Source organism: Alloyangia pacifica, assembly GCF_020524285.1.
Taxonomy (GTDB): domain Bacteria; phylum Pseudomonadota; class Alphaproteobacteria; order Rhodobacterales; family Rhodobacteraceae; genus Salipiger; species Salipiger pacificus_B.
Window position 1 is genome coordinate 97,160 of sequence record NZ_JAIVKX010000006.1, and the last position, 25,536, is coordinate 122,695.

27 protein-coding genes are annotated in these 25,536 nt (G+C 67.8%); 6 read left to right on the forward strand and 21 right to left on the reverse strand.

The window, feature by feature from the left end:
- Nucleotides 1–94 precede the first annotated feature (94 nt).
- The gene (locus LC039_RS09960) at nucleotides 95–841 is read left to right on the forward strand and encodes a hydratase (protein ID WP_226623739.1); all 747 of its coding nucleotides are present in this window, start codon (nucleotides 95–97) and stop codon (nucleotides 839–841) included.
- 91 nt (nucleotides 842–932) lie between these two features.
- Here the strand turns inward: LC039_RS09960 and LC039_RS09965 are convergent, their stop codons facing one another.
- The 3 genes from LC039_RS09965 to surE all read right to left on the reverse strand — a co-directional run bounded on the left by LC039_RS09965 (nucleotide 933) and on the right by surE (nucleotide 3,643).
- Complete coding sequence (locus tag LC039_RS09965) at nucleotides 933–2,153, reverse strand: peptidoglycan DD-metalloendopeptidase family protein (protein ID WP_226623741.1); 1,221 nt, start codon at nucleotides 2,151–2,153, stop codon at nucleotides 933–935.
- 63 nt (nucleotides 2,154–2,216) lie between these two features.
- Entirely contained in the window at nucleotides 2,217–2,861 is a 645-nt protein-coding gene (locus LC039_RS09970) for a protein-L-isoaspartate(D-aspartate) O-methyltransferase (RefSeq protein ID WP_226623743.1), read from the reverse strand.
- Nucleotides 2,858–3,643: a 5'/3'-nucleotidase SurE gene (gene surE, locus LC039_RS09975; protein WP_226623744.1), complete on the reverse strand. Its 786-nt coding sequence runs from the start codon at nucleotides 3,641–3,643 to the stop codon at nucleotides 2,858–2,860. Before surE ends, LC039_RS09970 begins: the two co-directional genes overlap by 4 nt.
- Nucleotides 3,644–3,873: 230 nt before the next feature.
- On the opposite strand from surE, the gene LC039_RS09980 reads away from it, so the two are divergent.
- Entirely contained in the window at nucleotides 3,874–4,569 is a 696-nt protein-coding gene (locus LC039_RS09980) for a substrate-binding domain-containing protein (protein WP_226623746.1), read from the forward strand.
- Nucleotides 4,570–4,591: 22 nt separating this feature from the next.
- Here LC039_RS09980 and LC039_RS09985 read toward each other — a convergent pair whose 3' ends face one another.
- The 6 genes from LC039_RS09985 to LC039_RS10010 all read right to left on the reverse strand — a co-directional run bounded on the left by LC039_RS09985 (nucleotide 4,592) and on the right by LC039_RS10010 (nucleotide 10,106).
- On the reverse strand, nucleotides 4,592–5,239 hold the full coding sequence (locus LC039_RS09985) for an SDR family NAD(P)-dependent oxidoreductase (RefSeq protein WP_226623747.1): 648 nt from the start codon (nucleotides 5,237–5,239) through the stop codon (nucleotides 4,592–4,594).
- Between the two features lie 98 nt (nucleotides 5,240–5,337).
- Nucleotides 5,338–5,586 carry a pilus assembly protein PilP gene (locus LC039_RS09990; protein WP_226623748.1) on the reverse strand — a complete coding sequence of 83 codons (249 nt, stop codon included), beginning with the start codon at nucleotides 5,584–5,586 and terminating at the stop codon, nucleotides 5,338–5,340.
- A 167-nt stretch (nucleotides 5,587–5,753) separates the two neighbouring features.
- Nucleotides 5,754–7,229: an amidophosphoribosyltransferase gene (gene purF, locus LC039_RS09995; protein WP_226623811.1), complete on the reverse strand. Its 1,476-nt coding sequence runs from the start codon at nucleotides 7,227–7,229 to the stop codon at nucleotides 5,754–5,756.
- 257 nt (nucleotides 7,230–7,486) lie between these two features.
- On the reverse strand, nucleotides 7,487–8,059 hold the full coding sequence (locus LC039_RS10000) for a CvpA family protein (RefSeq protein WP_226623749.1): 573 nt from the start codon (nucleotides 8,057–8,059) through the stop codon (nucleotides 7,487–7,489).
- Nucleotides 8,060–8,103: 44 nt separating this feature from the next.
- Nucleotides 8,104–9,471: a DNA repair protein RadA gene (gene radA / locus LC039_RS10005; RefSeq protein WP_226623750.1), complete on the reverse strand. Its 1,368-nt coding sequence runs from the start codon at nucleotides 9,469–9,471 to the stop codon at nucleotides 8,104–8,106.
- A gap of 131 nt (nucleotides 9,472–9,602) precedes the next feature.
- Nucleotides 9,603–10,106: a hypothetical protein gene (locus LC039_RS10010; RefSeq protein ID WP_226623751.1), complete on the reverse strand. Its 504-nt coding sequence runs from the start codon at nucleotides 10,104–10,106 to the stop codon at nucleotides 9,603–9,605.
- Nucleotides 10,107–10,124: 18 nt separating this feature from the next.
- Here LC039_RS10010 and LC039_RS10015 point away from each other — a divergent pair, with 18 nt between their 5' ends.
- On the forward strand, nucleotides 10,125–10,337 hold the full coding sequence (locus tag LC039_RS10015) for a hypothetical protein (protein ID WP_226623752.1): 213 nt from the start codon (nucleotides 10,125–10,127) through the stop codon (nucleotides 10,335–10,337).
- A 218-nt stretch (nucleotides 10,338–10,555) separates the two neighbouring features.
- On the opposite strand, the gene LC039_RS10020 is transcribed toward LC039_RS10015, so the two are convergent.
- From LC039_RS10020 to alr, 5 genes are all read right to left on the reverse strand, one after another.
- Entirely contained in the window at nucleotides 10,556–10,996 is a 441-nt protein-coding gene (locus LC039_RS10020; protein ID WP_226623813.1) for a paraquat-inducible protein A, read from the reverse strand.
- Between the two features lie 90 nt (nucleotides 10,997–11,086).
- The gene (locus LC039_RS10025; RefSeq protein WP_226623754.1) at nucleotides 11,087–11,488 is read right to left on the reverse strand and encodes a hypothetical protein; all 402 of its coding nucleotides are present in this window, start codon (nucleotides 11,486–11,488) and stop codon (nucleotides 11,087–11,089) included.
- On the reverse strand, nucleotides 11,485–12,231 hold the full coding sequence (locus tag LC039_RS10030; RefSeq protein ID WP_226623755.1) for an ABC transporter ATP-binding protein: 747 nt from the start codon (nucleotides 12,229–12,231) through the stop codon (nucleotides 11,485–11,487). Before LC039_RS10030 ends, LC039_RS10025 begins: the two co-directional genes overlap by 4 nt.
- Nucleotides 12,228–13,034 carry an MlaE family ABC transporter permease gene (locus tag LC039_RS10035; RefSeq protein WP_226623757.1) on the reverse strand — a complete coding sequence of 269 codons (807 nt, stop codon included), beginning with the start codon at nucleotides 13,032–13,034 and terminating at the stop codon, nucleotides 12,228–12,230. The genes LC039_RS10030 and LC039_RS10035 overlap by 4 nt, the downstream gene beginning before the upstream one ends.
- Nucleotides 13,031–14,068, reverse strand: a complete 1,038-nt coding sequence (alr, locus tag LC039_RS10040; protein WP_226623759.1) for an alanine racemase — start codon at nucleotides 14,066–14,068, stop codon at nucleotides 13,031–13,033. The genes LC039_RS10035 and alr overlap by 4 nt, the downstream gene beginning before the upstream one ends.
- 117 nt (nucleotides 14,069–14,185) lie before the next feature.
- Here alr and LC039_RS10045 point away from each other — a divergent pair, with 117 nt between their 5' ends.
- Nucleotides 14,186–14,824 (forward strand): hypothetical protein, encoded by a 639-nt coding sequence (locus LC039_RS10045; protein WP_226623761.1) that lies wholly within the window; start codon nucleotides 14,186–14,188, stop codon nucleotides 14,822–14,824.
- 285 nt (nucleotides 14,825–15,109) lie between these two features.
- On the opposite strand, the gene LC039_RS10050 is transcribed toward LC039_RS10045, so the two are convergent.
- The 3 genes from LC039_RS10050 to pyrC form a co-directional block, all read right to left on the reverse strand.
- A complete protein-coding gene (locus tag LC039_RS10050; protein WP_226623768.1) occupies nucleotides 15,110–16,597 on the reverse strand; it encodes a replicative DNA helicase in 1,488 nt (495 codons plus the stop codon).
- Between the two features lie 303 nt (nucleotides 16,598–16,900).
- Entirely contained in the window at nucleotides 16,901–17,578 is a 678-nt protein-coding gene (locus LC039_RS10055; protein WP_224899349.1) for an orotate phosphoribosyltransferase, read from the reverse strand.
- 141 nt (nucleotides 17,579–17,719) lie between these two features.
- Complete coding sequence (gene pyrC / locus LC039_RS10060) at nucleotides 17,720–18,757, reverse strand: dihydroorotase (RefSeq protein WP_226623770.1); 1,038 nt, start codon at nucleotides 18,755–18,757, stop codon at nucleotides 17,720–17,722.
- A gap of 203 nt (nucleotides 18,758–18,960) precedes the next feature.
- On the opposite strand from pyrC, the gene cysK reads away from it, so the two are divergent.
- A complete protein-coding gene (gene cysK / locus LC039_RS10065) occupies nucleotides 18,961–20,040 on the forward strand; it encodes a cysteine synthase A (protein WP_226623772.1) in 1,080 nt (359 codons plus the stop codon).
- Between the two features lie 120 nt (nucleotides 20,041–20,160).
- Here the strand turns inward: cysK and LC039_RS10070 are convergent, their stop codons facing one another.
- Together LC039_RS10070 and LC039_RS10075 are read right to left on the reverse strand one after the other, a co-directional pair.
- Nucleotides 20,161–21,351: a cytochrome b/b6 domain-containing protein gene (locus LC039_RS10070; protein ID WP_226623774.1), complete on the reverse strand. Its 1,191-nt coding sequence runs from the start codon at nucleotides 21,349–21,351 to the stop codon at nucleotides 20,161–20,163.
- A 109-nt stretch (nucleotides 21,352–21,460) separates the two neighbouring features.
- Nucleotides 21,461–22,207, reverse strand: a complete 747-nt coding sequence (locus LC039_RS10075) for a hypothetical protein (RefSeq protein WP_226623776.1) — start codon at nucleotides 22,205–22,207, stop codon at nucleotides 21,461–21,463.
- 9 nt (nucleotides 22,208–22,216) lie between these two features.
- On the opposite strand from LC039_RS10075, the gene LC039_RS10080 reads away from it, so the two are divergent.
- Nucleotides 22,217–23,197, forward strand: coding sequence for a glycosyltransferase family 2 protein (locus tag LC039_RS10080; protein ID WP_319003714.1), 981 nt, complete (start codon nucleotides 22,217–22,219; stop codon nucleotides 23,195–23,197).
- 85 nt (nucleotides 23,198–23,282) lie between these two features.
- Here LC039_RS10080 and LC039_RS10085 read toward each other — a convergent pair whose 3' ends face one another.
- Nucleotides 23,283–23,795, reverse strand: a complete 513-nt coding sequence (locus LC039_RS10085) for a hypothetical protein (RefSeq protein ID WP_226623778.1) — start codon at nucleotides 23,793–23,795, stop codon at nucleotides 23,283–23,285.
- 340 nt (nucleotides 23,796–24,135) lie between these two features.
- A complete protein-coding gene (locus tag LC039_RS10090) occupies nucleotides 24,136–25,515 on the reverse strand; it encodes a M20/M25/M40 family metallo-hydrolase (RefSeq protein WP_226623780.1) in 1,380 nt (459 codons plus the stop codon).
- Between the last annotated feature and the right edge of the window lie 21 nt (nucleotides 25,516–25,536).

Here is a 25,536-nt window from a genome sequence, read left to right on the forward strand (position 1 = left end):
ATTCGCCGTCGCTTGGCGGCGGGTTTGGGATGCTCTAAGGCTTGCCGGGCCGGCTGCGCGCAGCCGGTTCTTGTTTCCGAGCCGGAGAGTGCCGATGACCGCCCCCAGAGATCTGTCCGATTTTGTCGCTGCACTGCAGCGCGCGCATGAGACCGGGGCGCGTTTCGCGCCGGCGCCGGGCGACATGGCGCTGCCCGAGAGCCGCAGCGAGAGCCTCGTGGTTCAGGCCGAGGTGGCCCGCCTGCGCGGTGCCGTGGCGGGCTTCAAGGTCGCCGCGGGTACGGGCGTGGTCGCGCCCGTGGTCGCACCGATCGCGGCGGCGGATGTTGTCGCCGACGGTGGCAAGGCCGCGGTGAAGGACCAGCTCGGCATCGAGCTGGAAATCGGCTTCGAGCTGCTCCAGCCGCTGCCGGGACCGGGCCTTCCCGAGCCGGTGGAAGCCTATTTCGCGCCGCGCCCGGTGATCGAGCTGGTGGACACGCGGCTCGAGGGCGAGAGCGCCGGTGCGCCGCTGCTCAAGCTCGCCGACATGCAGATCAACGCGGGCCTGGTGTCGGGTGCGGCGCTCGAGGGCTGGGACGGCAGCGATTTCGGTGCGGTCGAGGCGCGGCTGGTGTGCGGCGAGACGGTCGTGCTGGATGGGTCCGCGACGGTGCCGGGCGGCTCGGCGCTGGCCAACCTGCGGCTCTTCTGCGAGGTGATCGGCGAGCACTGCGGCGGGCTGCAGCCGGGGCAGGTGGTGATCACCGGCTCGCTCTGCGGGCTGCCCTACTTCCCGGCGGGCACCGAGGTTTCGGGCGAGATCTCCGGGCTGGGCCCGGTGGCGGTGTCGCTGGTCTGAAATGGTCGTGCCTCACCCGCAGCGGTGAGGTCACTCTAAAAAACAAAAAGGCCCGGCGCGCGCCGGGCCTTTTGCGTTGCGTGCGGCGCGGTCAGCGCAGGTAGCTCATCGGATCGACGCTGTCGAACCCCTTGCGCACCTCGAAGTGCAGGAAGGCCGGGTCGGCGGCGCGCACCGAGCCGATGGTCTGGCCGCGGCTCACCGCGTCGCCTTTCTTGACCTGCAGCGCGTCGAGGTGGGTGTAGATCGACAGCAGCTCGTCCGGGTGGCGGATGACGACAATCTGCACGTTGTCGGTGTTGCGGGTGATCGCCGCGACCGTTCCGCTTGCGGCGGCCTTCACCGGGCTGCCGGCGGGGGCCGAGATGTCGATGCCCTCGTTCTTGCCCTTGGAGTATTCGCGCACGATCGAGCCGTTCACCGGCATCGCCATCAGCGCGTTGCTCGAGGCCTGCCCGATGTCGGCCACCGGCTTCGCCGCAGTGGTCGCGGCGGCCGCGGTCTGGGCGGTGCGGGAGGGTTCGTCCTGCGGCAGCGGCTGCACCGAGGAGGGCGGCTGCGGTGTCGGCGAGCCGGTGCCCGGCGCCACGGTCACCGTCTCGGCGCGGGCGGCGCGCTGCTCGACCACGGGGATCAGCAGGTACTGGCCTTCGCGCAGGGTGAAGTTGGCGTCGAGCCCGTTCCACTCGGCCAGCGACTTCGGCGTCACGCCGTAGAGCCGGGCCACGGTATAGGCGGTTTCGCCACGCTGCACCTTGTGGCGGATCGGCTCGACGCCGCCGGTCTGCGCCGCGGAATTGCTCTGGGCGCTGGTCGGGGCGCTGGCCTGGGCACTGCTCTGCGCCGGGGCCAGCGTGCTGCTGGTCACCTCCGAGGGGCGCGCGGTGGCGGGGGCGTTGTTGATCGCATTGCCCGCCAGCGTGGCGATGTCCACGTTGCTGCTCGGGACGGCCACGCCGACGCGGCTCGGCAGGGCGATGATCTCGTCCGGGCGGAGCGGGTCGTTGGCCTGCATGCCGTTGTAGCGGGCAACCTCGCCGGCGGGCAGGCCGACGCGGCTGGCCACATCCGCCACCGTGTCGCCGGGGCGCGCGATCGCCACCTGGTAGTTCGGGTAGGACAGCACGCCGCGCGCGTCGGGCACCGGCCGGTCGATGGTGCTGGCCGAAAGCGCGGCCTGCGACGTGTCGACCGAGCCGCCCATGCGGCCACGCATGTCGTAGTCGATCGGGCCGGAGCAGGCCGCCAGCAGGGCGGCCGCGGCCAACGGCCCGGCGATCCGGGTGGCGGATTTGCGGAATGCGTCGTCCATCTGTCTCGATCCTCACCTGCGCCCCTTGTCCCGGGACGTCATGTCAATTGCCGCCTGGGGCGGTCAGCTCTCCTTGGCCAGACCTTCCACAAGCGGCACGAAGCGCACGGGGCGCAGCTCGTCATAGTCGAAGCCCTGTTCCGTGCGGGTCACCCGGATGAGGTGCTGCACGGTGTCGGACTGCCCCACGGGCAGGACCATGATACCGCCAATCCGCAGCTGGGCCAAGAGCGGCCCGGGCGGGTCTTCGGCCGCGGCGGTCACCAAGATGCGATCAAAGGGTGCCTGGTCGGGCAGGCCGAAGCTGCCGTCGGCGGTGAAGGCGGTGATATTGGAAAGGTCGAGCGCATCAAAAACCTTGCGCGCCTCGACCACGAGGCGGCGATGACGGTCCACCGTGTAGACGCGCCGCGCCAGCTGGCTGAGGATGGCAGCCTGGTAGCCCGAGCCGGTGCCGACCTCGAGCACCTTGTCGCGGTTCGACACGTTCAGCGCCTGGGTCATCAGCCCGACCACGGAGGGCTGCGAGATGGTCTGCCCGCAGGGGATCGGCAGCGGCATGTCCTCGTAGGCGCGATCGGTGAAGTAGCCCTTCACGAAGAGCCCGCGGTCGATCTTCTCCATCGCCTCGAGCACGAGGCTGTCGGTCACCCCGCGCGAGCGCAGGGCGAAGAGCAGCTGCATCTTGGCCTCGGCGTCGAAACTCATGCGAAGGCCTCCTCCAGCGCCGCCAGCGCGGAATGGTCGGTCAGGTCGGCGCGCATCGGGGTGACCGAGATGTAGCTCTCGAGGTTCACCGCCGCATCGGTGCCCGCCGGCGCGGGCTGGCGCTGGTCGCCGCCGCGGATCCACAGGAACTTGCGCCCCGAGGGGGACAGGTGCGGCTCGACCGAGTAGTTGGTCTGGGCGCGGCGGCCCTGCGGCACCACGCGGGTGCCCTTGACCTCATGCGCCGGACAGGGCGGGAAGTTCACGTTCCAGAACAGCCGGTAGTCGCCATCGGTCTGGGTGCCCGAGGCGAGGATCCGGCGCACCACCTCGGCGCCATGGGTGGCGGCGGTCTCGAAGGGGTTCTGCAGCTCGCGGGTGCGCGGTCCGAGGTATTGCGACAGGGCGATCGACGGCAGCCCCTGCAGCGCGCCTTCCATGGCGCCGCCGAGTGTGCCGGAATAGAGCGCGTTCTCGGCCGAGTTGTTGCCCCGGTTCACGCCGGAGAGCACCAGGTCGGGCGGGGCGTCCTTCATCACGTCGTGCAGGCCGGCGAGCACGCAGTCGGCGGGGCTGCCCTCGGCGGCCCAGCGGCGCGGGCCCATCTCGGCGATCATCATCGGATGGGTGTAGCTGATGCAATGGGCGACCCCCGATTGCTCGAAGGCGGGCGCCACGGTCCAGACCTCGCCCTCGGGACCGGCGAGCTCTTCCGCGATGGCCTGCAGCACCGTCAGCCCCGGGGCGTTGATGCCGTCGTCGTTGGTGATGAGAATGCGCATGATGGACCCCTGTTATGGACCTTCCATAGGCAATGGCCCGGGGTGGAGCAAGGCGCAGCAGGGCTGCGAGGCGTCGCTGATGCGATCTGGTCTCAGGTGTGACTCAGAAGTAGCGGCTCGCGCCGGGTCGGGGCGGTCGCAGGCCGTGTGATCACGTTCTGCGGGAAGGGCTTCGCGGCAGCGCGGAACATGCTATCGTCCGCCGCAGTCTACCATTCAGGGCCATCCCCATGCCGTTGCAGGAACTTACCATTCTCGTCCCGCTCGCAATCAAGCCCGTGGTCGCGGAGCTGCGCCCGGGCATGGAAAGCGCCGCGGGGGCTCCCTTGCGGGCGGTGCATGACCTCAACCCGGCGATCGCCGAGCGGGTCTTCGAGGGGCGGCGCGGCGACATCGGTCTGAGCAATCCGCGCTATGTCCGGCAGCTGATCGACGCGGGCCACGTCGCCCCCGAGGCGCACCGTGCCTTTGGCCGGGTGCGGCTAGCCGTGGCGCGCAGGGACGGGGTCGGCGGGCCGGTGCTGACCGAGACTCAGGAGATCGTGGAGATGCTGAGCGCGGCGCGGAGCATCGGCTACACCGGGGCGGGCACCAGCGGGCGGACCTTCCTCGGGGTGCTTGGTCGGCTGGGGCTCGTCGCGCAGATCGGCCCGCGGTGCAGGCCGATGGGGGGCGGCGCGCCGGTCGCGGCGGTGGCGGCTGGAGACATCGAGTTTGCGGTTGCCCCGCTGACGACCATCCTCGCGAGCCCCGGCGTCGAGCCCGCGGCGATCTTTCCGGACGCCCTGGAGACGCATATCGACATGTCGGTCTTCGTCACCCGCATGGCCGGGCCTGAGGCGATGGCGGTGCTGGAGTTCCTGACCTCACCGGAGCTGGACGCGCGGCTTGCCGCGGCGGGCGTGTCGCGCTTCGAGCTGACGTGATCGCCGGCCCGAAGCCGAGAGGTCAGACGAGACCCAATTCGTCCACGATCCGTGCGGCCTCGGCATAGGGCGAGGCGAGCGCGGTCTTGTCCTCGCCCGGGTGGAAGACGACGCGGATCGTGGTGTGCATCGGCTTGGGGCTGACGATATCCACCTTGGGCCCGGTTTTGCCGGTCTCGGCCTGCCAGCTGCGGGCCAGCGCGATCTGTGCGCCCTTGGTGGTGCCGTAGTGGCCGTAGAAGCGCTCGCCCGCGTGGTCATCCTCGAAGAAGACCGCGCGGCCGTCTTCGCCAAGCAGTGGCGTCACGTAGGGGATCAGCACGCCGGTCGCGGTCAGGTTGGTCGCGATCGACTTCGCCCAGTCCTTCTGGTCCATGTGGTTGGCCGGGGTGAGCGGTCCCGCATGCACGGCGGTGTGCAGCCAGAGCTTGATGCCGCCCCAGCGGTCCCAGACCGAGCGGCAGAGCTGCGCCATGGCCTCGGGCTTGGTGATGTCCATGGGGGCGAGCGTCGCCGCCCCGCCCTTGGCCTTGATGCGGTCGTCGAGATCCTCGAGCCCGCCGACGGTGCGGCCGACAGCGACGATGTGGTACTCCGGCGCGAGCGCTTCGGCGAGGGCGAAGCCCAGCCCGCGCGAGGCTCCGGTGACAAGGGCGATCTTTTCACTCATGTCCGTCGTCTCGCCCGGACACCGGAAAATGTCAATTCGCGCGAGATGTCGCAGAGGGCGGTGCGGGCCGGGCGTGTCGGCGGTGCGTCAGCCGCGTCTCAGGGTAGCTCGATCCATTCCGCCGCGCCGCCCTTCGACAGGGCGATGCGATCCTCGTCAATGGCGACGATCTTCTGCCGGCCGATCTGGCTGCCGACGCCGACCGTGACCACGCGGCCATCGGGCAGGCGCACCAGCGCGCGGGCGTTGCGGTCGGAGCCGCGGACGCCGAGCAGGGCGATCCCGCGCGGCAGCGGGGCGCGCGTGGTGGCCGTTGCGGCAACTTTCGGGGGGGTGGAATTTGCCATGGCGCGCTCTCCTTGATCTGGTTGCGGCGGATTGCTGCCAAAATAAGGGATGCGCGTCGGCATAAAAAAGGGGGACGAATGGTCACGTCCCCGTGCGCGCCGCAACAGAACATCTGCTACGGCGGAAAGCGGCGCGCGCCTCGGCGGCGAGGCGCGCAGCGCATGTGTTACTCTGCCGCAGTCTTGAGCTTGAAGCCCTTCTCGATCATGTCCGCCGGCTCGACCGGGTACTCGCCCGAGAAGCAAGCGTCGCAATACTGCGGGCACTTGTTGTCGCGGCCCTGCTCGCTCGCGCCGACGGCGCGGTAGAGGCCGTCGAGCGAGATGAACTTGAGGCTGTCGACGCCAAGGTGCTCGCGCATTTCCTCTTCCGACATGGTGGCGGCCAGCAGCTTCTCGCGCTGCGGCGTGTCTACGCCGTAGAAGCACGGCCAGGCGGTGGGCGGCGAGGCGATGCGGAAGTGCACCTCCGCGGCGCCGGCGTCGAGGATCATTTCCTTGATCTTGCGCGAGGTGGTGCCGCGCACCACCGAGTCGTCGACCAGGATCACCCGCTTGCCGCGAATGAGCGCGCGGTTCACGTTGAGCTTGAGGCGCACGCCCATGTTACGGATCTGCTCGGTCGGCTCGATGAAGGTCCGGCCCATGTACTGGTTGCGGATGATCCCCATGCCATACGGAATGCCGCTCTCATGCGCGAAGCCGATCGCCGCCGGCGTGCCGCTGTCGGGCACCGGGCAGACGAGGTCGGCCTCGACCGGCGCTTCGCGGGCCAGCTCGACGCCGATCTGCCGGCGGGTCTCGTAGACCGAGCGGCCGCCGATGATCGAGTCGGGACGGGAGAAGTAGACATGTTCGAAGATGCAGAACTTCGAGGGCTGCGTGCGGAAGGGGCGGCGGCTCTCGACCTTGCCGCCCGAGATCACGACCATCTCGCCGGGCTCGATCTCGCGCACGAACTCGGCACCGATGATGTCGAGCGCGCAGGTTTCCGAGCTCAGCACGTAGCCGTCGTCGGCCAGCTTGCCGAGCACCAGCGGGCGCACGCCCAGCGGGTCACGCACGCCGATCAGCTTGGTGCGCGTCATGGCGACAACCGAGAAGGCGCCTTCGACGCGGCGCAGTGCGTCTTCCATGCGGGCCGGGATGTCGCGTTGCAGCGAGCGGGCCATCAGGTGGATGATGCATTCGCTGTCCGAGGAGCTCTGGAAGATCGAGCCACGCTCGATCAGCTCGCGGCGCAGCGCGTCGGCATTGGTGATATTGCCGTTGTGGGCGATGGCGGCGCCGCCCATCGAGAACTCGCCGAAGAACGGCTGCACGTCGCGGATCGCCGCGCCTTTCGAGCCGGCGGTCGAGTAGCGCACGTGGCCGATGGCCAGTTCGCCGGGCAGGGTTTCCATGAGCGAGGCGCGGGTGAAGTTGTCGCGCACGTAGCCGAAGCGGCGGGCAGAGTTGAACCCGTGCTCGGGGTGGTACGAAACGATCCCGCCGGCTTCCTGTCCCCGGTGCTGCAGCGCGTGCAGGCCGAGGGCGACGAAATTCGCCGCGTCGGTGACCCCGTTGACCCCGAACACGCCGCACTCTTCGTGCAGCTTGTCGGCATCGACGGCGTCGAAATCAAAGGGATGGGCGGGGGGCATCTGGCGATCGGACAAGGGCGGCTCCGAATCCATAGGGCTGGGGACAGCCCCCTCATACTGTCATGAGGGGCGGGTGTCACGGAAGCTTCGCATATGGACGCCGCGGCGCGGCGTGGCAAGACGTGCGCTAACACCTCTGCGCGATTTCGTGATCTTTGTGCCGCCCTGTGCCGCTTTGAACCGACATGTGCGCGGGTGACACGAAAAAAGCCGCGCCCGAAAGCGCGGCTCGATGCCTCGGGGGCAGCCTGAGTGGCTCAGGCGTCGTTGGCGCCCGGAACTTCGCAGATGCCGACGAGCTGCTCGTACTGGGTGGTGATCCAGCCAAGCGCCGCTTCGGGGTTCTGTTCCTCGATCTTGCCGGTGAACTGCGCGAAGACCGCGGCCGAGCGCGAATCGTCGACCATGGGGATGTCCTGCGCGGTGATCACCGTCTCGTAGACGAAGAAGGCGATCGCCACGAGCAGCACGCCGCGGGCCACGCCGAACAGGAAGCCGAGCCCCTGATCGAGCCCGCCGAGCGCCGAGCGCTGCACGAGGCTCGAGAACACCGGGGTGAAGAGCGACACGATCACCAGCGCCAGCGCGAAGACCGCGGCGAAGGCGGCGATGATCGACAGCTCGCAGCTGTCAGCGAGGAAATCGCCGAGCACCGGGATTTCCTTGACCAGCGGCTGCACCTGCGGCGCGAAGACGAAGGCGAGGATCGCCGCGACGATCCAGCCCAGAATGGCCAGCGCCTCGCGCACCAGCCCTCGCGAATAGGCGAGCAGTGCCGACAGCACGATGACGAGCGCGACGACCCCGTCGATGATAGTGAATCCGTCCATGCGCCTCGCGCCCCTCGTCTGATCCGATTGATCGGTGTCGCGCCTTACCCGGCGCCGAACACCTCTCCCACCAGGGTGACAAGGTCGGGCATCTGGCTGAGCGACATGCCGCTCTTGCCCGTGGCCTTTCCGCCCCTTGGCAGGATCGCGTTGGAAAAACCAAGTTTTTGCGCTTCTTTCAACCTGTTTTCGGTCTGGCCCACGGGTCTCAGGGCGCCGGAGAGGCTGATTTCACCGAAAACAACTGTTTCCGGCGGCACCGCAATATCTTCGCGGGCGGAAAGCAGCGCAGCCGCAACGGCAAGATCCGCCGCCGGCTCGTTGATTTTCATGCCGCCGGCGACGTTGAGATAGACATCGAGTCCCGCGAAGGGGATGCCGCAGCGCGCTTCCAGCACCGCGAGGATCATCGCCAGGCGGCCGCCGTCCCAGCCGACGACCGAGCGCCGCGGCTGCGATTGCGGCGTCGGGGCGACCAGCGCCTGGAACTCGACGAGCACCGGCCGCGTGCCCTCGATCCCGGAGAAGACCACCGAGCCGGGCGCGGGTGTGCCGCGTTCTGACAGAAACAGCGCCGAGGGGTTCAGAACCTCGGCGAGGCCGCCGCCGGTCATCTCGAAGACGCCGATCTCGTCGGCCGGGCCGAAGCGGTTCTTCACCGAGCGCAGGATGCGGAACTGGTGGCCACGCTCGCCCTCGAAGTAGAGCACCGTGTCGACCATGTGTTCGACGACGCGCGGGCCGGCGATCTGCCCGTCCTTGGTGACATGGCCGACCATGATCACCGAAGTGCCGTGGCGCTTGGCGAAGGTGGTCAGCTCGTGGGCCGCGGCGCGCACCTGCGCCACCGAGCCCGGCGCGCTGGCGACATTGTCCACCCACATGGTCTGGATCGAGTCGACGATCACGAGGCCGGGCTTCTCGGCCTCGAGTGTGGTGAGGATGTCGCGCAGGTTGGTCTCGGCGGCAAGTTGCACAGGCGCCTCGCCGAGCCCCAGACGCTGGGCGCGCATGCGCACCTGCGCGCGCGCCTCCTCGCCCGAGGCGTAGATCACCTTCTGCCCGGCGCGGGCAAAGGCCGCGGCGGCCTGCAGCAGCAGGGTCGATTTGCCGATTCCGGGATCGCCGCCCACGAGAATGGCCGAACCGGGCACCAGCCCGCCGCCGAGCACCCGGTCGAGTTCCTCGATCTTCGAGGCGGTGCGCGGCGGCGCGGCCTCGGTGGTGGCAAGGTCAGAGAGCGCCACCTTGCGCCCGCGCGTCGCGCCCAGCGTCTTGCCGCCGGGCCCCTGCGAGAGCGGCACCTCTTCGGTGATGGTGTTCCATTCCCCGCAGGCATCGCAGCGCCCCGACCATTTCGAGGTGGCGTTGCCGCAGGATTGACAGACGAAATTCGCGGAAGCTTTGGCCATGCGCGGTTTCTGCCCGGTCACGGGGCCATGCGCAAGCGCGGCTCTTCGTCTCTTGAGAAATACGCCGGGGGTTACCGCGACAATGCCGCAGAGGGGGCTGTGCCCCCTCCGACGAGATCAGTGCGCGGCGCTCACTCGGCGGCGCGGGGCATCGGCACCACGCGATCGGGGCGCGGTTCCTCCGGTGCCTCGGGAGCGGGGGCATCCATGCTGACCGTGGCCTCGGGCAGGATCTCGGGCAGGATGTCCTCGAGCTCGTCCACCAGCCGTGCGAGCTGCGCCTGCGCGATGGCCTCGTCCAGTTCGAGCCGTTCGTGCCAACGCCGGATCTCCACCGCGGCGGCCTTGGCCTTCTCGATCCGGACGTTGAAATCCTCGACCTCCTGCTGGCGGGCGATCAGGAAATCCTGAGCCCGCTGCACGTTGCGGTCAGAGTAGGTGCGGGCAAGATCGCGGGACACGTGGCTCATCTGCGCCGCCACTTCGAGCACCGAGGGCTCGAGCTCGGCGAGGTCCGGGTGGTCGCGCAGATAGGCGAGGCGCTCGCGCACCGAATCGAACTCGGACTGCAGCTTGAAAACGCCCTCTCGGTCGGCGCGGTGCGAGACCGTATAGGCCCGGGCGATATCACGCATGCCGATCTGGAAAGAGCGATGCGACCGTTCCAGCGCCATGACGTGGGTGGCATTTGGCAGGAAGGACACGAGTACAAGGGCAAGTCCGGCGAGGATGCACTGCAACCAAATTCCGGCATTCTCAACGGGTTGACCGCCGAGGCTGAGCTCGATTTCGAGCCAGGGCGCAAACCCGGCGGCCGCGGCGGCGGTCCAGATCAGCAGTCCCAAGCCAACGGCAGCCACAACTAGGAATGCCAGCCTCTGGAGGAGATAGTGCAGGGCCAGACCTGCGTCACGAAGTTGGGACACCATGGGCGACTCCCAAGAAAAAAGCCAAAGAAAGAACGGTAACGAAATAGAATAGGTCGAGTGTACCGAAAGGAGAGAGAAAAGTTAACTTTAATGACTGGCGCTAAGTCCGTGTGAACAATCGCAGTGGCAGAATTGCAATTGTTCCGAGAATGGATTTAGTCCTGATCGCCTTCCTTTTGACGTTCGAGCAGACCGATGGTCAGCGAGGCTAGGACGCAGAACGTAAAGAGATAAAGCCCCCAGCCGGTCTCGATCCGGCCGATGCCCATGCCCTTGACCAGCGTGACATAGACCGCGACGAGAAAAATATCGGCCATGGCGAGCTTGCCCAGTCCGTTGACCAGCGGCAGCGCGCGGCGCGGCACCCGCCCGAACTGGATCAGCGCCAGCCCTCCGAGCTTCACCATGGGGGCCACCAGCGCGAAGAGCGCCACCACCAGCGCCAGGAAGACGTCGCTGTGCCAGAGCGTGACGATGCCCGAGATGACGCTGATCTCGGACAGGCCGAAGAGCGGCAGCAGCCCGGCCCGCATCAGCGGCGCGACCCAGGCGATGGGGTAGAGCACGAACAGGGCGAGGTTGGCGTATTTCAGCATGGAATGTCTCAGGCCGGGCGAGGGGCGCTGCCCCTCTTCGCCTAGCGGCGAATTCACCCCGGCGTATTTGGAAAGAGAAGAAGGGGTGGGTCAGACGAAGCGCGCTGCCAGCCACAGGCCGACAAGCCCCGCGATGAGCAGCATATGCAGGATGTCGATGGTGCGGAACCGCCTGCCGGGCAGCGCCGCGCTCAGCGCCAGCGGGGCGGAGGCGAGCAGCAGCGCCGGCAGCCCCTGCTGCCAGGCGAGCAGGCGCGAGACGGAGGGCAGGAGCGGGACGTCGGAGAGGCCGTGGGAGGCGGCCAGCGTCGGGGCGAAGTTCGCGTAGATGCCGCAGCCCGCGAGGACAAGCGAGAGCAGGGCCGCCAGCCGCGCCGGGCCGCGGGCGAAGAGAGCGCGAAGCAGGGCGAGCAGCGCCAGCACCTCGAGGTAGACGAAGCTCTTGAGCACGATCAGCGCGATGAGCAGCGGGCTCGGCTCGAAGAGGGTCATCGCAGCGCCTCGATCGGGCCCGCCGCGTGTCCGTGGATGAACTGTTGCACGTAAGGGTCCGGTGCCGCGTCCATTTCGCCAACCGGGCCTTCCCAGCGGACCTTGCCTGCATGGAGCATGGCGACGCGGTCGGCGATGGCGCGCACCGAGCTCATATCGTGGGTGATGGTCAGCGCGGTGGCGCCCATCTCGGTGACGATCTCGCGGATCAGCTCGTTGATCACCCCGGCCATGATCGGGTCGAGCCCGGTGGTGGGCTCGTCGAAGAAGATGATCTCGGGGTCTGCGGCGATGGCGCGGGCGAGGCCGACGCGCTTCTGCATGCCGCCCGAAAGCTCGGCGGGCAGCCGGTCGGCGACCTCGGGGCCGAGCCCGACGCGGCGCAGCTTCTCGACGGCGATCTCGCGTGCCTCGCGGCGGGGGCGTTTCAGCGGGCCGCGCAGCAGGCGGAAGGCGACGTTCTGCCAGACCGGCAGCGAGTCGAAGAGCGCGGCACCCTGGAACAGCATGCCGAACCGGGAGAGCAGCGCCTCGCGCTCGCCACGGGTGGCGTCCTGTCCGGCGATCTCGATGGTGCCGCTGTCGGGGGTGACGAGGCCGAGGATGCATTTCAGCAGCACCGACTTGCCGGTGCCCGAACCGCCGATAATCACCATCGAGCTGCCCTTGGGCACATGCAGGTTGGCACCGCGCAGCACGGGGGCGCCGTCAAAGCTCTTGTGCAGGTCCGTCAGGGTGATCATGCCGAGAAGAAGACCCCCGTGAGCAGGAAGTTGGCGGCGAGGATCAGGATCGCCGCCGCCTCGACCGAAGTCTTGGTGGCCCGGCCCACGCCCTGCGCGCCGCGGCCCGAATGCATGCCGTAGTAGCAGCCCAGAAGCGCCGCGATGCCGCCGAAGGCGCAGCCCTTGGCGAGCGAGGACAGGACGTCGAGCGGCTCGAGAAAGTTCAGCGTGTTGGCGAGGTAGCCCACGGGGTTGAAGCCGAGCGAGCTGGTGGCCACGGCGTAGCCGCCGGCGATGCCGATCACGTCGCCCACCGCCACCAGCAGCGGCACGGTGAGCAGCGCGGCCAGAAGCCGCGGCGCGACGAGGTATTTCATCGGATCGGTCGACAGGGTGACCAGCGCGTCGATCTGCTCGGTGACCTTCATCGTGGCGATCTCGGCGGCGATCGACGAGGTGACGCGCGCCGCGATCATCAGGCCCACCAGTACCGGCCCAAGCTCGCGCACCATGCCGATGGCGACGATCTGCGGCACCACCGCCTCGGCGTTGAAGCGCGCGCCGCCGGAATAGATCTGCAGTGCCAGCGCGCCGCCGGTGAAGACCGCCGTCATGCCCACCACCGGCAGCGACAGCCAGCCGACGTGCAGCAGCGCCATGCCGAATTCGCGCGGGTAGAGCGGCGGGCGGACGATGTGGCTGAGTGCGGCGAGGGCGAAGAGGGTCAGCCGTCCGGCCGCCCCCAGCGCGCGGATCACCGCGCGGCCGAGCGTCCCCAGTGCCGCGGCAGGCGCGGCGACGAGGGTGCGCGTCAGGCTCATGCGCCCGCGTAAACCCGCGCGTAGCGGCCGCCGAGCGAGGTGAGGATCTCGTAGCCGATGGTGTCGATGTGGTTCGCCAGGTGATCGACGGTCTGGTGCGGGCCGAGCAGTTCGAGCGTGGCCGGCACGGTGTCGACGGCGGTGACGTCCACGGTGATCAGGTCCATCGAGATGCGGCCGAGCAGCTTGCAGCGGGTCTCGCCGGCCCAGAGGTAGCTCTTGGGTGCGAGCGCGCGCTGGATGCCATCCGCATAGCCCGCTGAGATCGTCGCGACCTTCATCGGCGAGCGGGCGACGAAGTTGTTTCCGTAGCCCACCGACTCGCCGGTTTTGACCTCGCGGGTCTGGATCACCGGGATGTGCAGCGACACCACGCGCTGCGCGTCGCGGAAGGGCATGCCGCCGTAGAGGCCGATGCCCGGGCGGGTGACGTCGAAATGGTAGTCCTTGCCCAGCAGGATGCCGCCCGTGGCCGAAAGCGAGCGCGGGGCGTCGATGCCGTCGGTCATCTCGCGGAAATTCCGCAGCTGGTGGGCGTTCATGCCGTGGTTCGGCTCGTCGGCGCAGGCAAGGTGCGACATGATCAGTCGGGGCTTCTGCTTCATCGCCAGCTCGCGCAGGGCGGCCCATTCCTCGGCCTCCATGCCGAGCCGGTTCATGCCGCTGTCGAGCTGGATGCCGAAGGGGTGGCCGGGCAGGGCCTCGACGTGGCGCAGCATCTGGTCGATGGAGTTCAGCATCGGGGTCAGCCCCGCCGCCCTGATCAGTGCGGCATCGCCCGCCATGTGTCCGCCGAAGACGTTGATCTCGGGGCCATCCCCCAGCGCCTTGCGGACCGCCGCGCCCTCTTCGACCGTGGCGGTGAAGAAGCGGCGCACGCCTTCGCGCGCGAGCATCGGCGCGACCGTGTCTGCGCCGAGACCGTAGGAATCCGCCTTGACGACGGCGCCTGTCTCGCAGTCGGAGAGGGCGTCGAGAGCGCGCCAGTTGGCGCGGATCGCATCGAGATCGATGGTAAGCTGTGCCTGTGCCATGGCGCGTTGATTGCCGGGCGCGGGCGGGGCGTCAAGAGGGAAAGCGTTGGACCTGCGGGCGGAAGTTCTTCATTCTGCATTTTCGGCAAGAGACGGGCAGAGGCAGGAATTTCCGAGATGGAAGATGTGGATATCAGGTTCTTCCTGGCCTTCCTCGCGCCGACCCTCGGCTTCCTTGCCTGGTTCGTGAAACGGCTCATCGACGACGAGCGCGAGGAGCGGCGGCGCAGGAAGCAGCAGGACAGTCTCGTGCGGGCGCTCTTTGCCGAGATCGACTTCAACACGCGGGACATGGAGCGCTTCCTGAAACGCTCGCCGTCGGAGGCGGACCTGCTGAAGCGCTTCCGGGAAGATCGCGCGCTGATCCCCCACATCACCGATGCGCGGCACACGGAAATCTACCGCACGCGGATCAGCGAGGTGCACAATATCGCCGACGGGGCGCTGCACCAGACGGTGAATTTCTACGGCCTTCTGGAGAAGATCCGGGTGCAGATCGAGGGTGTTCAGCAGCCCAGCTACCTGACGCTGTCGCCGGAGTCGCGGGTCAAGGTGATCGCGCTGATCATCGAGAGCGCCAGCGATGCGGCAGCCTGCGGGCAGGAATTGCTCGGCAGCCTCGCGCAGGATCACCGGGCGCTTGGCCTCGAGAGGTTCCGTTTCGACGATGCCCGGTCGCTGGCGGAACTGGCTGTGCAAAGAGTTGAGTTGGAAGGAAAAATCGATGCGTTCAGGCGCGGCAGGCACTCAGACTAGGCTAGGTACTGGCTAGGCTAGGTGCCGGGCCGGGTGTCAGGCTGGTCGGAAAGCGAGAAGCGAAAAGCGGAGAGGCCAGATACGAAGAGGCCAGACACGAAAAGGCAGCGCCGAGCCACGTCGTAGCCACGAATGCGCTGCCCGGTGAAGGTCAGATGATGATGGGATCCGGTCCGGTCATGAGGCTTTCCTTCCTGCTTGCCCTTTGAATCTAGGGGGCGCGGCGCCGGAAATCAAGGTTCTCCTGCCCCGCGCGCGCCGTTGCCGCAACCGCTGGTGCGCGGCTCAGAAGTTGTCGCCTTCGCCGTTCTGCCAGGGGCGCACGAGGTTGCCGAAGCGGGTGAAACGGCCCTCGAAGCTGAGTTCCACCGTGCCGATCGGGCCGTGACGCTGCTTGCCGATGATCACCTCGGCCTTGCCGTGCAGACGCTCCATGCGCTCCTGCCAGGCGGCCATCTCGTCGAGCCGGTCGTCCGAGGGTTTCTCGCGTTCGACGTAATATTCCTCGCGGAACACGAACATCACCACGTCAGCGTCCTGTTCGATCGAGCCCGATTCCCGCAGGTCCGACAGCTGCGGGCGCTTGTCCTCGCGGCTTTCCACCTGGCGCGAGAGCTGCGACAGGGCGATGACCGGGATGTTGAGTTCCTTGGCGATGGCCTTGAGACCCATGGAGATCTCGGCGATCTCGTTGACCCGGTTCTCTGCGGTGCCGCGCACCAGCTGCAGGTAGTCGACCATCAGCACGTCGAGCCCGTGGGTGCGCTTTAGGCGCCGGGCGCGGGCGGCGAGCTGGGCGATCGGGATCGCCGGCGTGTCGTCGATGAACAGCGGGCAGGCCTCGAGGCTCTTCGCGGCATCCACGAAGCGGCGGAACTCGGCCTCGGTCATGTCGCCGCGGCGGATCTGCTCCGACGGCACCTCGGCGGCTTCCGACAGGATACGCGCAGCGAGCTGCTCGGCGCTCATTTCCAGCGAGTAGAAGCCCACGACGCCGCCCTCGATCGCGCCCTCGGTGCCGTCGGGGCGGGTGCCCTTCTTGTAGGCCTTGGCGATGTTGAAGGCGATGTTGGTGGCGAGCGAGGTCTTGCCCATCGAGGGGCGGCCGGCGAGGATCAGAAGGTCGGAGGGGTGCAGCCCGCCCAGCTTCTTGTCCATGTCGATGAGGCCGGTGGAAACGCCGGCAAGCCCGCCCTCGCGCTGGTAGGCGGCGTTGGCGACGTTCACCGCGTCGGTGACCGCGCGCAGGAAGGACTGGAAGCCGCCCTCGGTCTGGCCCTGCTCGGCGAGCTTGTAGAGCGCCTGCTCGGCCTGCACGATCTGCTCGCGCGGCTCGGATTTCACGTCGACCTTGGTGGCGCGGTCCGAAATGTCGCGGCCGAGCCGGATGAGATCGCGGCGCACCGCGAGATCGTAGATCATCTGCGCGTAGTCGCGCACCGCAAAGCTCGAGACCGCGGCGCCGGCGAGGCGGGCGAGATAGGCCGGGCCTCCCAGTTCCTTGAGCCCCTCGTCGTCCTCCATGAACGCCTTGAGCGTCACCGGCGAGGCGAGGTTGTTCTTGGCGATGCGGGCCGCCGAGATCTCGAAGATGCGGCGGTGCACCGGGTCGTAGAAATGGTGCGGGCCGAGGATGGCCGCGACGCGGTCGTAGACGTCGTTATTGGTCAGGATCGCGCCGAGCAGCTGCTGCTCGGCCTCAATCGAATGCGGCATCGTGTCGGCCTGCTCGACCTCGACGCCGGTGGCGTTGAATACGCTTTGATCGTTCATGCCTGTCCCCTTGGCCCTGACTCTTCGGACCCGTCGCAATGGCCCTTTCGCATGGCCCGACGTCTTCTTGTGTCCCTAAGGTATCCCCACCGGCTCCCCCGAGTCCCGCAGGTGCGAGCGTCATAACGCGCCGCGGGCAACGGACCAATCTGGAAATCTCTGTGGACTGTTTCGGGATAACCGGAAATACGCCCGGCTCCCGCGCCTGCTCTTGAAGATATCGTAGCAGACCCGGGATGTTTCGCAACATTTGGTGCGAAGGTGCGGGCAGGGGCAGAGAGTCCCCGCCCGCGAAAAATCTGCTTATGCGCCGTTTTCCGCCTGCCATTTACGCGGGTCTTCGAGGAAGGCCTCGACCGCCGCCAGCGTTGCGGGCTCGAAACCGCCGCGTTCCTTGGCCTCGGCCAGCACGTCGTGCCAGGTGCAGAGGTAGTGCAGCTCGACGCCGTGATCGCCGAGGGTCTTCGTCGTCTCGGGGAAAATGCCGTAGTAGAAGATCACCGCGGTGTGGGCGCAGGTCGCGCCGGTCTCGCGGATGGCATCGACGAAGCTGAGCTTGGAGCCACCGTCGGTGGTCAGATCCTCGACCAGAAGCACGCGCTGGCCTTCGGTCATCTTGCCCTCGATGCGGGCGTTGCGGCCGTAGCCCTTGGGCTTCTTGCGCACGTAGGTCATCGGCAGCGCCATGCGCTCGGCCACCAGCGCGGCGAAGGGGATGCCCGCGGTCTCGCCGCCGGCGATGTTGTCGAAGGCCTCGAAGCCGGCGTTGCGCATGACGGTGACGGTCAGGAAGTCCATCAGCGTCGAGCGGATGCGCGGGTGCGAGATCGGCGTGCGGCAGTCGATATAGACCGGCGAGGGCAGGCCGGAGGCGAGCTTGAAGGGCTCGTCGCCCATGAAGTGCACCGCGCCGATCTCCCAGAGCATCCGGGCGGTCAGCCGGGCCATTTCTTCTTGCGAGGGATAGGACGAGGGGATCATGGGGCAGCTCCTTTGAAAAACCGCGCCCGCCTTAGCGCGAAAGCGGCGGCGCGGGAAGGGCGCACGGCACGGCAGCGCGCTCTTTCGGCTTTTCCCGAAGTTGGGAAGCGCGCGGGAGCGGTGTACCCCCGCGCGACAGGCTCAGGCTTCGACCCGCCAGTGCAGCGGCATGCCCGGATCGAAGACGGTCACCGGCCCGGCGCCGGTCTCGATCTTGCCCGGGTAGGTGACGGGTTCGCCCTTGGTCAGGGTCACCGTCTCCTCGCTCACCGGCAGGCGGTAGAAGGCTGGGCCATTGCGCGAGGCGAAGGCCTCGAGCTTGTCGAGCGCCCCGTCCTGCTCGAAGACCTCGGCGAGGATCGACAGCGTGTTGGTGGCGGTGAAGCAGCCGGCGCAGCCGCAGGCACTTTCCTTGGCCGGATCGGCGTGGGGCGCGCTGTCGGTGCCGAGGAAGAAGCTGGCATCGCCCGAGGTCGCGGCCTCGCGCAGGGCCAGCCGGTGCTCCTCGCGCTTGGCGACGGGCAGGCAGTAGTAATGCGGCTTGATGCCACCGACGAGGATGTGGTTGCGGTTGATCACCAGGTGGTGCGTGGTGATCGTCGCGCCCAGATCGTCACCGCCGGCGCGGGCATAGTCGACGCCCTGCTTGGTGGTGATGTGCTCCATGACCACGCGCAGGCCCGGGGTGGCGCGGCGGATCGGATCGAGCACGCGGTCGATGAAGACGGCTTCGCGGTCGAAGATGTCGATGTCGCTGTCCACCACCTCGCCATGCACGCAGAGCGGGATGCCCTTCTCGGCCATCAGCTCGAGCACCGGGCGCACCTTGTCGAAATCGCGCACGCCGGAGGCGGAGTTGGTGGTGGCACCCGCCGGGTAGAGTTTGAGCGCGGTGACGAGCCCCGAGGCATGCGCCGCGGCGACATCCGCCGGGTCGGTGGTCTCGGTGAGGTAGAGCGTCATCAGCGGCGTGAAGTTGCTGCCTTCGGGCAGGGCCGTCAGGATGCGTTCGCGGTAGGCGGCGGCGTCCTCCCCGGTGACCACGGGGGGCACGAGGTTGGGCATGATGATCGCCCGGCCGAAGTGGCGAGCGGATTCGGGGGCGATGCCGGCCAGCATCTCGCCATCGCGGAGGTGCAGGTGCCAGTCGTCGGGGCGGCGGAGCGTGATCTGGGTCATGTCAGGGGCGTTAGCACGCGCGCGCGCGCCGGGCCAGATGGCACGCGCGTGCGGTGCGGGAATTCCTGCCGCCGGGACAGCGGTGCCGCTGCGGACTGAAACGATCGTGCGCCGAGCTGAAACCTTTGCAACCCGACTGTCCGAGCGCGGCGCGGCGGATTGCGCTAAGGTGACCCTACGGAACCATCACAGGGAGTGAGACCATGGACGCATCGACGCCCAGCGACACCATCGGCCGCGGCCGGCTCTACGACAGCATCGTCGACACCGTGGGCAACACGCCCATCGTGCGGATCAACCACCTCGCGCCGGAGGGCGTCGAGATCTACGTGAAGACTGAATTCTTCAACCCCGCCGCCTCGGTCAAGGACCGGCTGGCGATGAGCATCATCGAGACTGCCGAGAAGAACGGCACGCTGAAGCCGGGCCAGACCGTGGTCGAGGCGACCTCCGGCAACACCGGCATCGGGCTGGCCATGGTCTGCGCCGCCAGGGGTTACCCGCTGGTGGTGACCATGGCCGACAGTTTCTCGATCGAGCGCCGCAAGCTGATGCGCATGCTCGGCGCCAAGGTGGTGCTGACGCCGCGCGCCGAGAAGGGCTTCGGCATGTACCGCAAGGCGGTGGAACTGGCCGAGAAGAACGGCTGGTTCCTCGCCCGCCAGTTCGAGACCGAGGCCAATGCCGCGGTGCACGAGGCCACCACCGGGCGCGAGATCGTCAATGATTTCGGCGGCAAGCGGCTCGACTATTTCGTCACCGGCTACGGCACCGGCGGCACGGTCACCGGCGTCGCCCGCGTGCTGCGCAAGGAGCGTCCCGAGACCAAGATCATCCTGTCGGAGCCCGCGAACGCGCAGCTGGTCGGGAGCGGCATCGCGCAGGGCCGGGCCGAGGATGGCTCGCCGACCGAGAGCCACAGCGCCTTCGAGCCGCACCCGATCCAGGGCTGGACCCCGGATTTCATCCCCGCCGTGTTGCAGGAGGGGCTCGACGCGGGCGCCTATGACGAGCTGATCCCCGTGGCGGGCCCGGATGGCATCGCCTGGGCGAAGAAGCTGGCGATGAAGGAGGGCATTCTCACCGGCGTGTCGGGCGGGTCGACCTTCGCCATCGCCATGAAGATCGCCGAGACCGCCGAGCCGGGCACGGTGATCCTCGCCATGCTGCCCGACACCGGTGAGCGCTACATGTCGACGCCGCTCTTCGAGGGCATCGTCGAGGACATGGACGACGAGGAAAAGGCTCTGTCGCTCTCCACCCCGTCGAGCCAGATGGGCTGACACGCAAAGAAGGGCTGAAACGGAAGAAGGGCGCGAGACTTCCCGCGCCCTTCTTCTCTTTCCAAATACGCGCGGCCGAGCGGTGCCGCCCGAAGCGGCGCCGGGCCGACGCGCCGCCTGTCAGTTCCGTGTCGCGGTCAGCGCCACATTCACCTGCACGTCGAAGCTGAGCTGCTCGGGGTCGGCCATGCTCTCGCCGATGGCATAGTTGCGGCGGTCGAGCTTGGTGCTGCCCTGCATGGTGGCCGTCTCGCCCTCGAGGGTCAGCTCGAAGGGCAGGGTGACCGGCACTTCGGTGCCCTTCAGGGTGAGCGTGCCCTCGGCCTCGTAGCCGGTCTCGCCACGTTGGATCTCGGCCTGGAAGGTGGCGGTCGGGTAGTCTTCGGCGGCGAAGAAATCCGCGCCCAGGGCCTGCTTGCTCACCGAGCCGAGGGTCAGCGTCGGAATGGCGATCTGCACGGTCACCTCACCGGCCTTGCCCGGGGTCTCGCGCGGTTCGAAGGCGATCTCGGCGGTCCAGTCGGCGAAGCTGCCCTCGATTTCCTTGCCCATCTGCACGAGGCTGATGCCAAGCGTGCCCTCGGTCACCTGCCAGTCGGATTGCGCGGCCTCCAGCTTCGGAGCCTCGGGGGCGGTTTCGCTGGTGAACATGCCCGCGGCGGCGCCGCCTCCGATCAGCGCGGCCCAGGCGGCGATCGCAAGGAGCAGCGGACGGAAGACGTGGTGCCTGCCGGAATGGCTGCCGCTCGGAGCACCCTTCAGCATGCGCGCCAGCGTGCCGTCGCGGTCGATCACCGCGTGTTTCAATGCCCCGGCGATGTGCAGCGCCAGCGAGGCGACCAGCAGCCATTGCGACAGGAAGTGTACCGAGGCGGCGGTCTCGGCCACGTTGTCGGAATTGGGCACGAAGGGCAGGTCCTGCCCGAAGGGCCAGAGGATCGGCGCGAAGCCCTCGGTGGCGGCGTGTTCGATCCAGCCCGAGAGCGGGACGATCACCAGCGTCGAATAGAGCAGCCAATGCACCGTCTCGGCGGCAAAGTTCTCGGCCTTGCGCTCGGGGTGCAGCGGCGCGGGCTTTGGCTGCGTCAGCGCCCAGAGGATGCGGAAGAGGGCGAGGAAGAAGAGCGCCACGCCGATGGTTTTGTGCACCGAGAAGAGCTGCGCCTTGGTCGCCAGCTCGGCCTCGGTGCCCCAGGGTGCCAGGTGGGCGATCCAGCCGAGCGGGATCATGATCAGGATGCCGAGCGCGGTCAGCCAGTGCAGGCTGCGGGTGACGGCACCATAGGCGGTCTTGGTATTGGCGAGGGACATCGACGGTCTCCGGGCTCGGGATGAGGTTGTCCCGAAGATCGGGGATGCCGCGCCGCAGCGCAATTTGCGCGGATGCACAGACCCCGTGCGCGCGGCGGGCCGCCGAGGTTCAGTAGCTGTAGCCGAGCGCCGCTTCGAGGCCGAGGTCGAGGCGGCTGCGCAGGACGTCCAAGTCTTCGGGGGACAGCTCCGCCGGGGTCTCGGGGCGCGGGGCGTCAATTGCCGGTTTGAAGCGGCTGCCGAGGCGCTTGACGACGGGGCGATAGGGGCCACCCGTGCTCAGACCAAAGCCCGCGCGAAGGTCGGTCAGGAACGCCTCGGGCTGCGCCTGCACCGCCTCGAGGCGGCAGAACAGCAGCGCGCAGCCGCGGTTGAAGAAGCCGGTGAGGCCCTCGAGTTTCGCGCGGCGCAGGGCGAAGAGGTCGGGGAAGGGCGCGCCGGTCAGCGGGTGGCGGTCGTGCTGCAGGGGCTGCCCTGTGCCGCCGAGCGCCGCGACCTGCGGGAAGTAGCGGGGGCGGTCGGCGATGGTGGCCCATTCGGCGCGGATGAAGTCGGAAAAGGCCAGCCGCTGCATCTCGGGCGGGCAATGCCAGGGCTTGGCATGCATCGAGCGCGCCCAGTCCGCAGCATTGCGGGTGACGCAGACGATGAGCGTGTCCTGCGGGATGACGGTCATCTGCGGGAAGCCGTGTTTCCAGCCCAGGTCCTCGGTCGGCGCGAGCGGCGTATTGCGCCCGATCAGCCGCTTGACGAAATTGGTGCCGGAGCTGCGCTCGCCGAACACCTGGTAGCGGGTGATGCCGGGGGCGGGCTGGTGGACCTGCCAGCCGGTGCTGCTGAACTCCTGCGCGATCATCGCGGCCTCATGTTTTTCCCGCACGATAGCGGTGGCACCGACGATTGGCGATTCTCTTTTGCTGTCAGGGCGCTATGCTGGGCCCGAGGCAAGACCCCGTTGAGTTGGAGCGAGCAGATGCAGACCGTGGCCGCCGCCGTCACCATGGTGCGCGACGATGTGTTTTTCCTGAAGGCCTGGCTGCGCCACTACGGCGGTCTGCTGGGGCGGGAGAACTGTTACATCATCAACCATGGGCGCGGCGCAGAGGTGGCCGCGCTGGCCGAGGGCTGCAATGTCGTCGGCATTCCCGGCGATCCGCATCCCAACTTCGACATGAAGCGCTGGCGGTTGCTGAACGGGCAGGTGGCGGGGCTGCGCAGCTACTACCGACACGTGATCGTCGGCGATGTCGACGAATTGGTGGTGCTTGATCCGGCGGCGGGCAACCTGCTGGACTTCCTCGCGCAGCAGCCATTGCGGCGGGTGCTGACGCCGGTGGGTCTGGAGGTGGTCCATCGCCTCGACTGCGAGCCTGTGGCGTTGCAGGACAGCATCCTCGGCCCGCGGCGCCATCTTCGGCTGGCATCGCATTATTCCAAGCCCTGCGTCATCTCGCTGGGCACTAAGATCGCGCGGGGTGGGCATTTCAGCCAGGCGTCAAAGCTGTTCACGCCCGATCCGCTCTACCTCTTTCACCTGAAATACTGCGACTTTCCGCAGTATGTCGCGGCGATGGACCGGCGCAATCGCGTCACGGAGGAGCTCGATGTCGGGGTGAAGCAGGCGGCCATCGGGCGGCACTGGTTCGCCGAAGCGCGGGGGGAGGATCGGGTGGTCTTCGACGATTTCGCGAAGCTGCCGGTGGCGGAAGCCTTCGACTTCACGCGGGTGCGGCGTCGCATGCATCGCAGTTGGAAGCCGCGGGGCGAGACCGGGTATTGGCAGTTCGATCGGCCCGAGGCGGACAGGCAATTCGTGCTGCCGGAAAGGTTCTGGGGGCTGTTCTGATCAGCTCGTCCGCGCGGGCTTACCTGGCGCCGACTGCTGCGGCGGGTGGCCGGAGCGCGACGGGAGATCATTTGGCCGGGGCAGATCAGTTTGCGAGGGCGCTCACGAGAGTTGCGCCGGGAATCTCAAGGCCGCTGGTCGCCCGCACCGAGTTGCTGGCCGAGACCAGCATGGCGCGCGAGTTCTCGTTCAGCAGGCCGAGCCCGGCCTCGTAGGTCTGCGCGGGGATCATGCTGAGCGTGACGGCGGCGGCAATGCCGGTGAGAACGCCCGCCGAATTGCCGCGGGCGGTGCCGCGGCCGCCAATGGCGCGCAGCAGGTGCATCATGACCAGCACGCCGGAAACGGCGAGCAGCGCGGCGACCGCGCCGAGGACATAGACGTGGTACTCGCTCGGCAGGCTGCCCTGCAGGAGGCTCGACTTGAGGCTGTCCTGGTTGCGCGCAACGGCGATGATGACGCCGGCCCAGGCGAAGCCGAAGAGGCCCGAGACGAGCGGGCGGGTCGAAGCGCGGGAGGTGGCTGCTTCGCTTCCGCCGTGCTTGGCGAATTGCGGATCGATGCGCCGGATGCGGGCTTCGAAATCTGCGTGCGTCATTTTCCGGACTGCGTAGGCTCTCATGGTCCTAGCTCCTTCTGCCAGATGTCGCGGGCTTTCTGCCAGCTGGGGCTGCTCGAACCCCTGTTGGAATCGACGCTAGAAAGCGATTATGGCGAAATGTGGCGACGAATGTGTCTGGTGCCGGATATCTTCTTGGCGAATTCCGTCATCCGTTTGCGGCGCCGACCTATCCGTTCGGATTGCCACGCGGTGCGCCCATAAAAATAAGGCGTCCGGGCTTTGTCGCCTTTGCGACATAATTCTATAAATTGGTTGCAAACGCAGGGAGTTGGCGGGGCAAAAAATTGAGCGCCCCGCCCAGAAGCTGGCTCAGATGTCAGCTCGCGCTGGCCATGGCGTCGAGGATCCGCGCCCAGCTGCGAATCCCCTTGTGGAAGGATTCGAGGTCGTACTTCTCGTTTGGCGAGTGCAGCTGGTCGTCATCCTTGCCCCAGCCCACCAGCATAGCGTCCATGCCGAGAATGTTCTGGAAGTAGCCGGCGATGGGGATCGAGCCGCCGCAGCCCGCGTAGGCCGCCGGATCGTCCCATTCGTCGCCGAGCGCCTTGCGCGCCGCTTCGAAGCCGGGGTGGGTGGTGTTCATCTCGGAGGCTGGCGAACAGCTGTGGTCCTTCCATTCGACCGAGCAGTCCGACGGCACCTGCGCCTCGACCCAGGCGCGGAAGTTCTTGCGGATCGCTTGCGGGTCCTGCGTGCCGACGAGACGGAAGCTGATCTTGGCCGAGGCCTCGGCGGGCAGCACGGTCTTGAAGCCCGCACCGGTGTAACCGCCCCAGATGCCGTTGATCTCGGCGGTCGGGCGCGACCAGATCATCTCGATCGGCAGGTGGTCCTGCTCGCCTGCGGGCTGCGCCAGGCCGACGCCGCCGAGGAAGGCCGTTTCATCGAAGTTCAGCGACTTCCACTGCTCGAGGATTTCCGCGGGCAGATCCGGCACGCCTTCGTAGATCTCGGGGACCTGGATGGTGCCGTTCTCGTCGAAGAGCCCGCCGAGGATCTTGGTCAGCACGCGGATCGGGTTCATCGCGACGCCGCCGTACATGCCCGAGTGCAGATCCTTGTCGGCCGCCTTGATGGTCAGCTCTTCGCCCAGCAACCCGCGCAGGCGGGTGATGATCGCCGGGGTCTTGGACTGGAACAGGCCGGTGTCGCAGATCAGCGCGATCTCGGCTTTCAGCTCCTCGGCGTTCTCCTTCATGAAGGGGATCAGCGACGGCGAGCCGCTCTCTTCCTCGCCCTCGAAGAAGAAGGTGATCTTGCAGGGCAGGGAGCCATGCACGGCCTTCCAGGCGCGGCAGGCCTCGATGAAGGTCATCAGCTGGCCCTTGTCGTCCGACGAGCCGCGGCCGCGGATCACCTTGCCCTTGGGGGTTTCCTCGATCGCCGGATCGAAGGGGTCGCGGTTCCACAGGTTCAGCGGATCGACCGGCTGCACATCATAGTGTCCGTAGAACAGCACGTGCGGGCCGGGCCCGTCAACGTGGCCCACCACCATCGGATGGCCCGGTGTGGGGCGCTTGCTGGCCTCGACGCCGATGCTGGCGAGATCGGCAACCAGCCAGTCCGCGGCCTTGTCGCAGGCGTCCTTGTACTCGGGGTCGGTCGAGATCGAAGGGATTCGCAGCAGCTCGAGCAGGCGGTCGAGTGCGACCGGAAGATCGGCGTCGATCTTGGTGAGGACTGTGTCGAGGGACACGTTTTCTTGAGCCATTGAGGG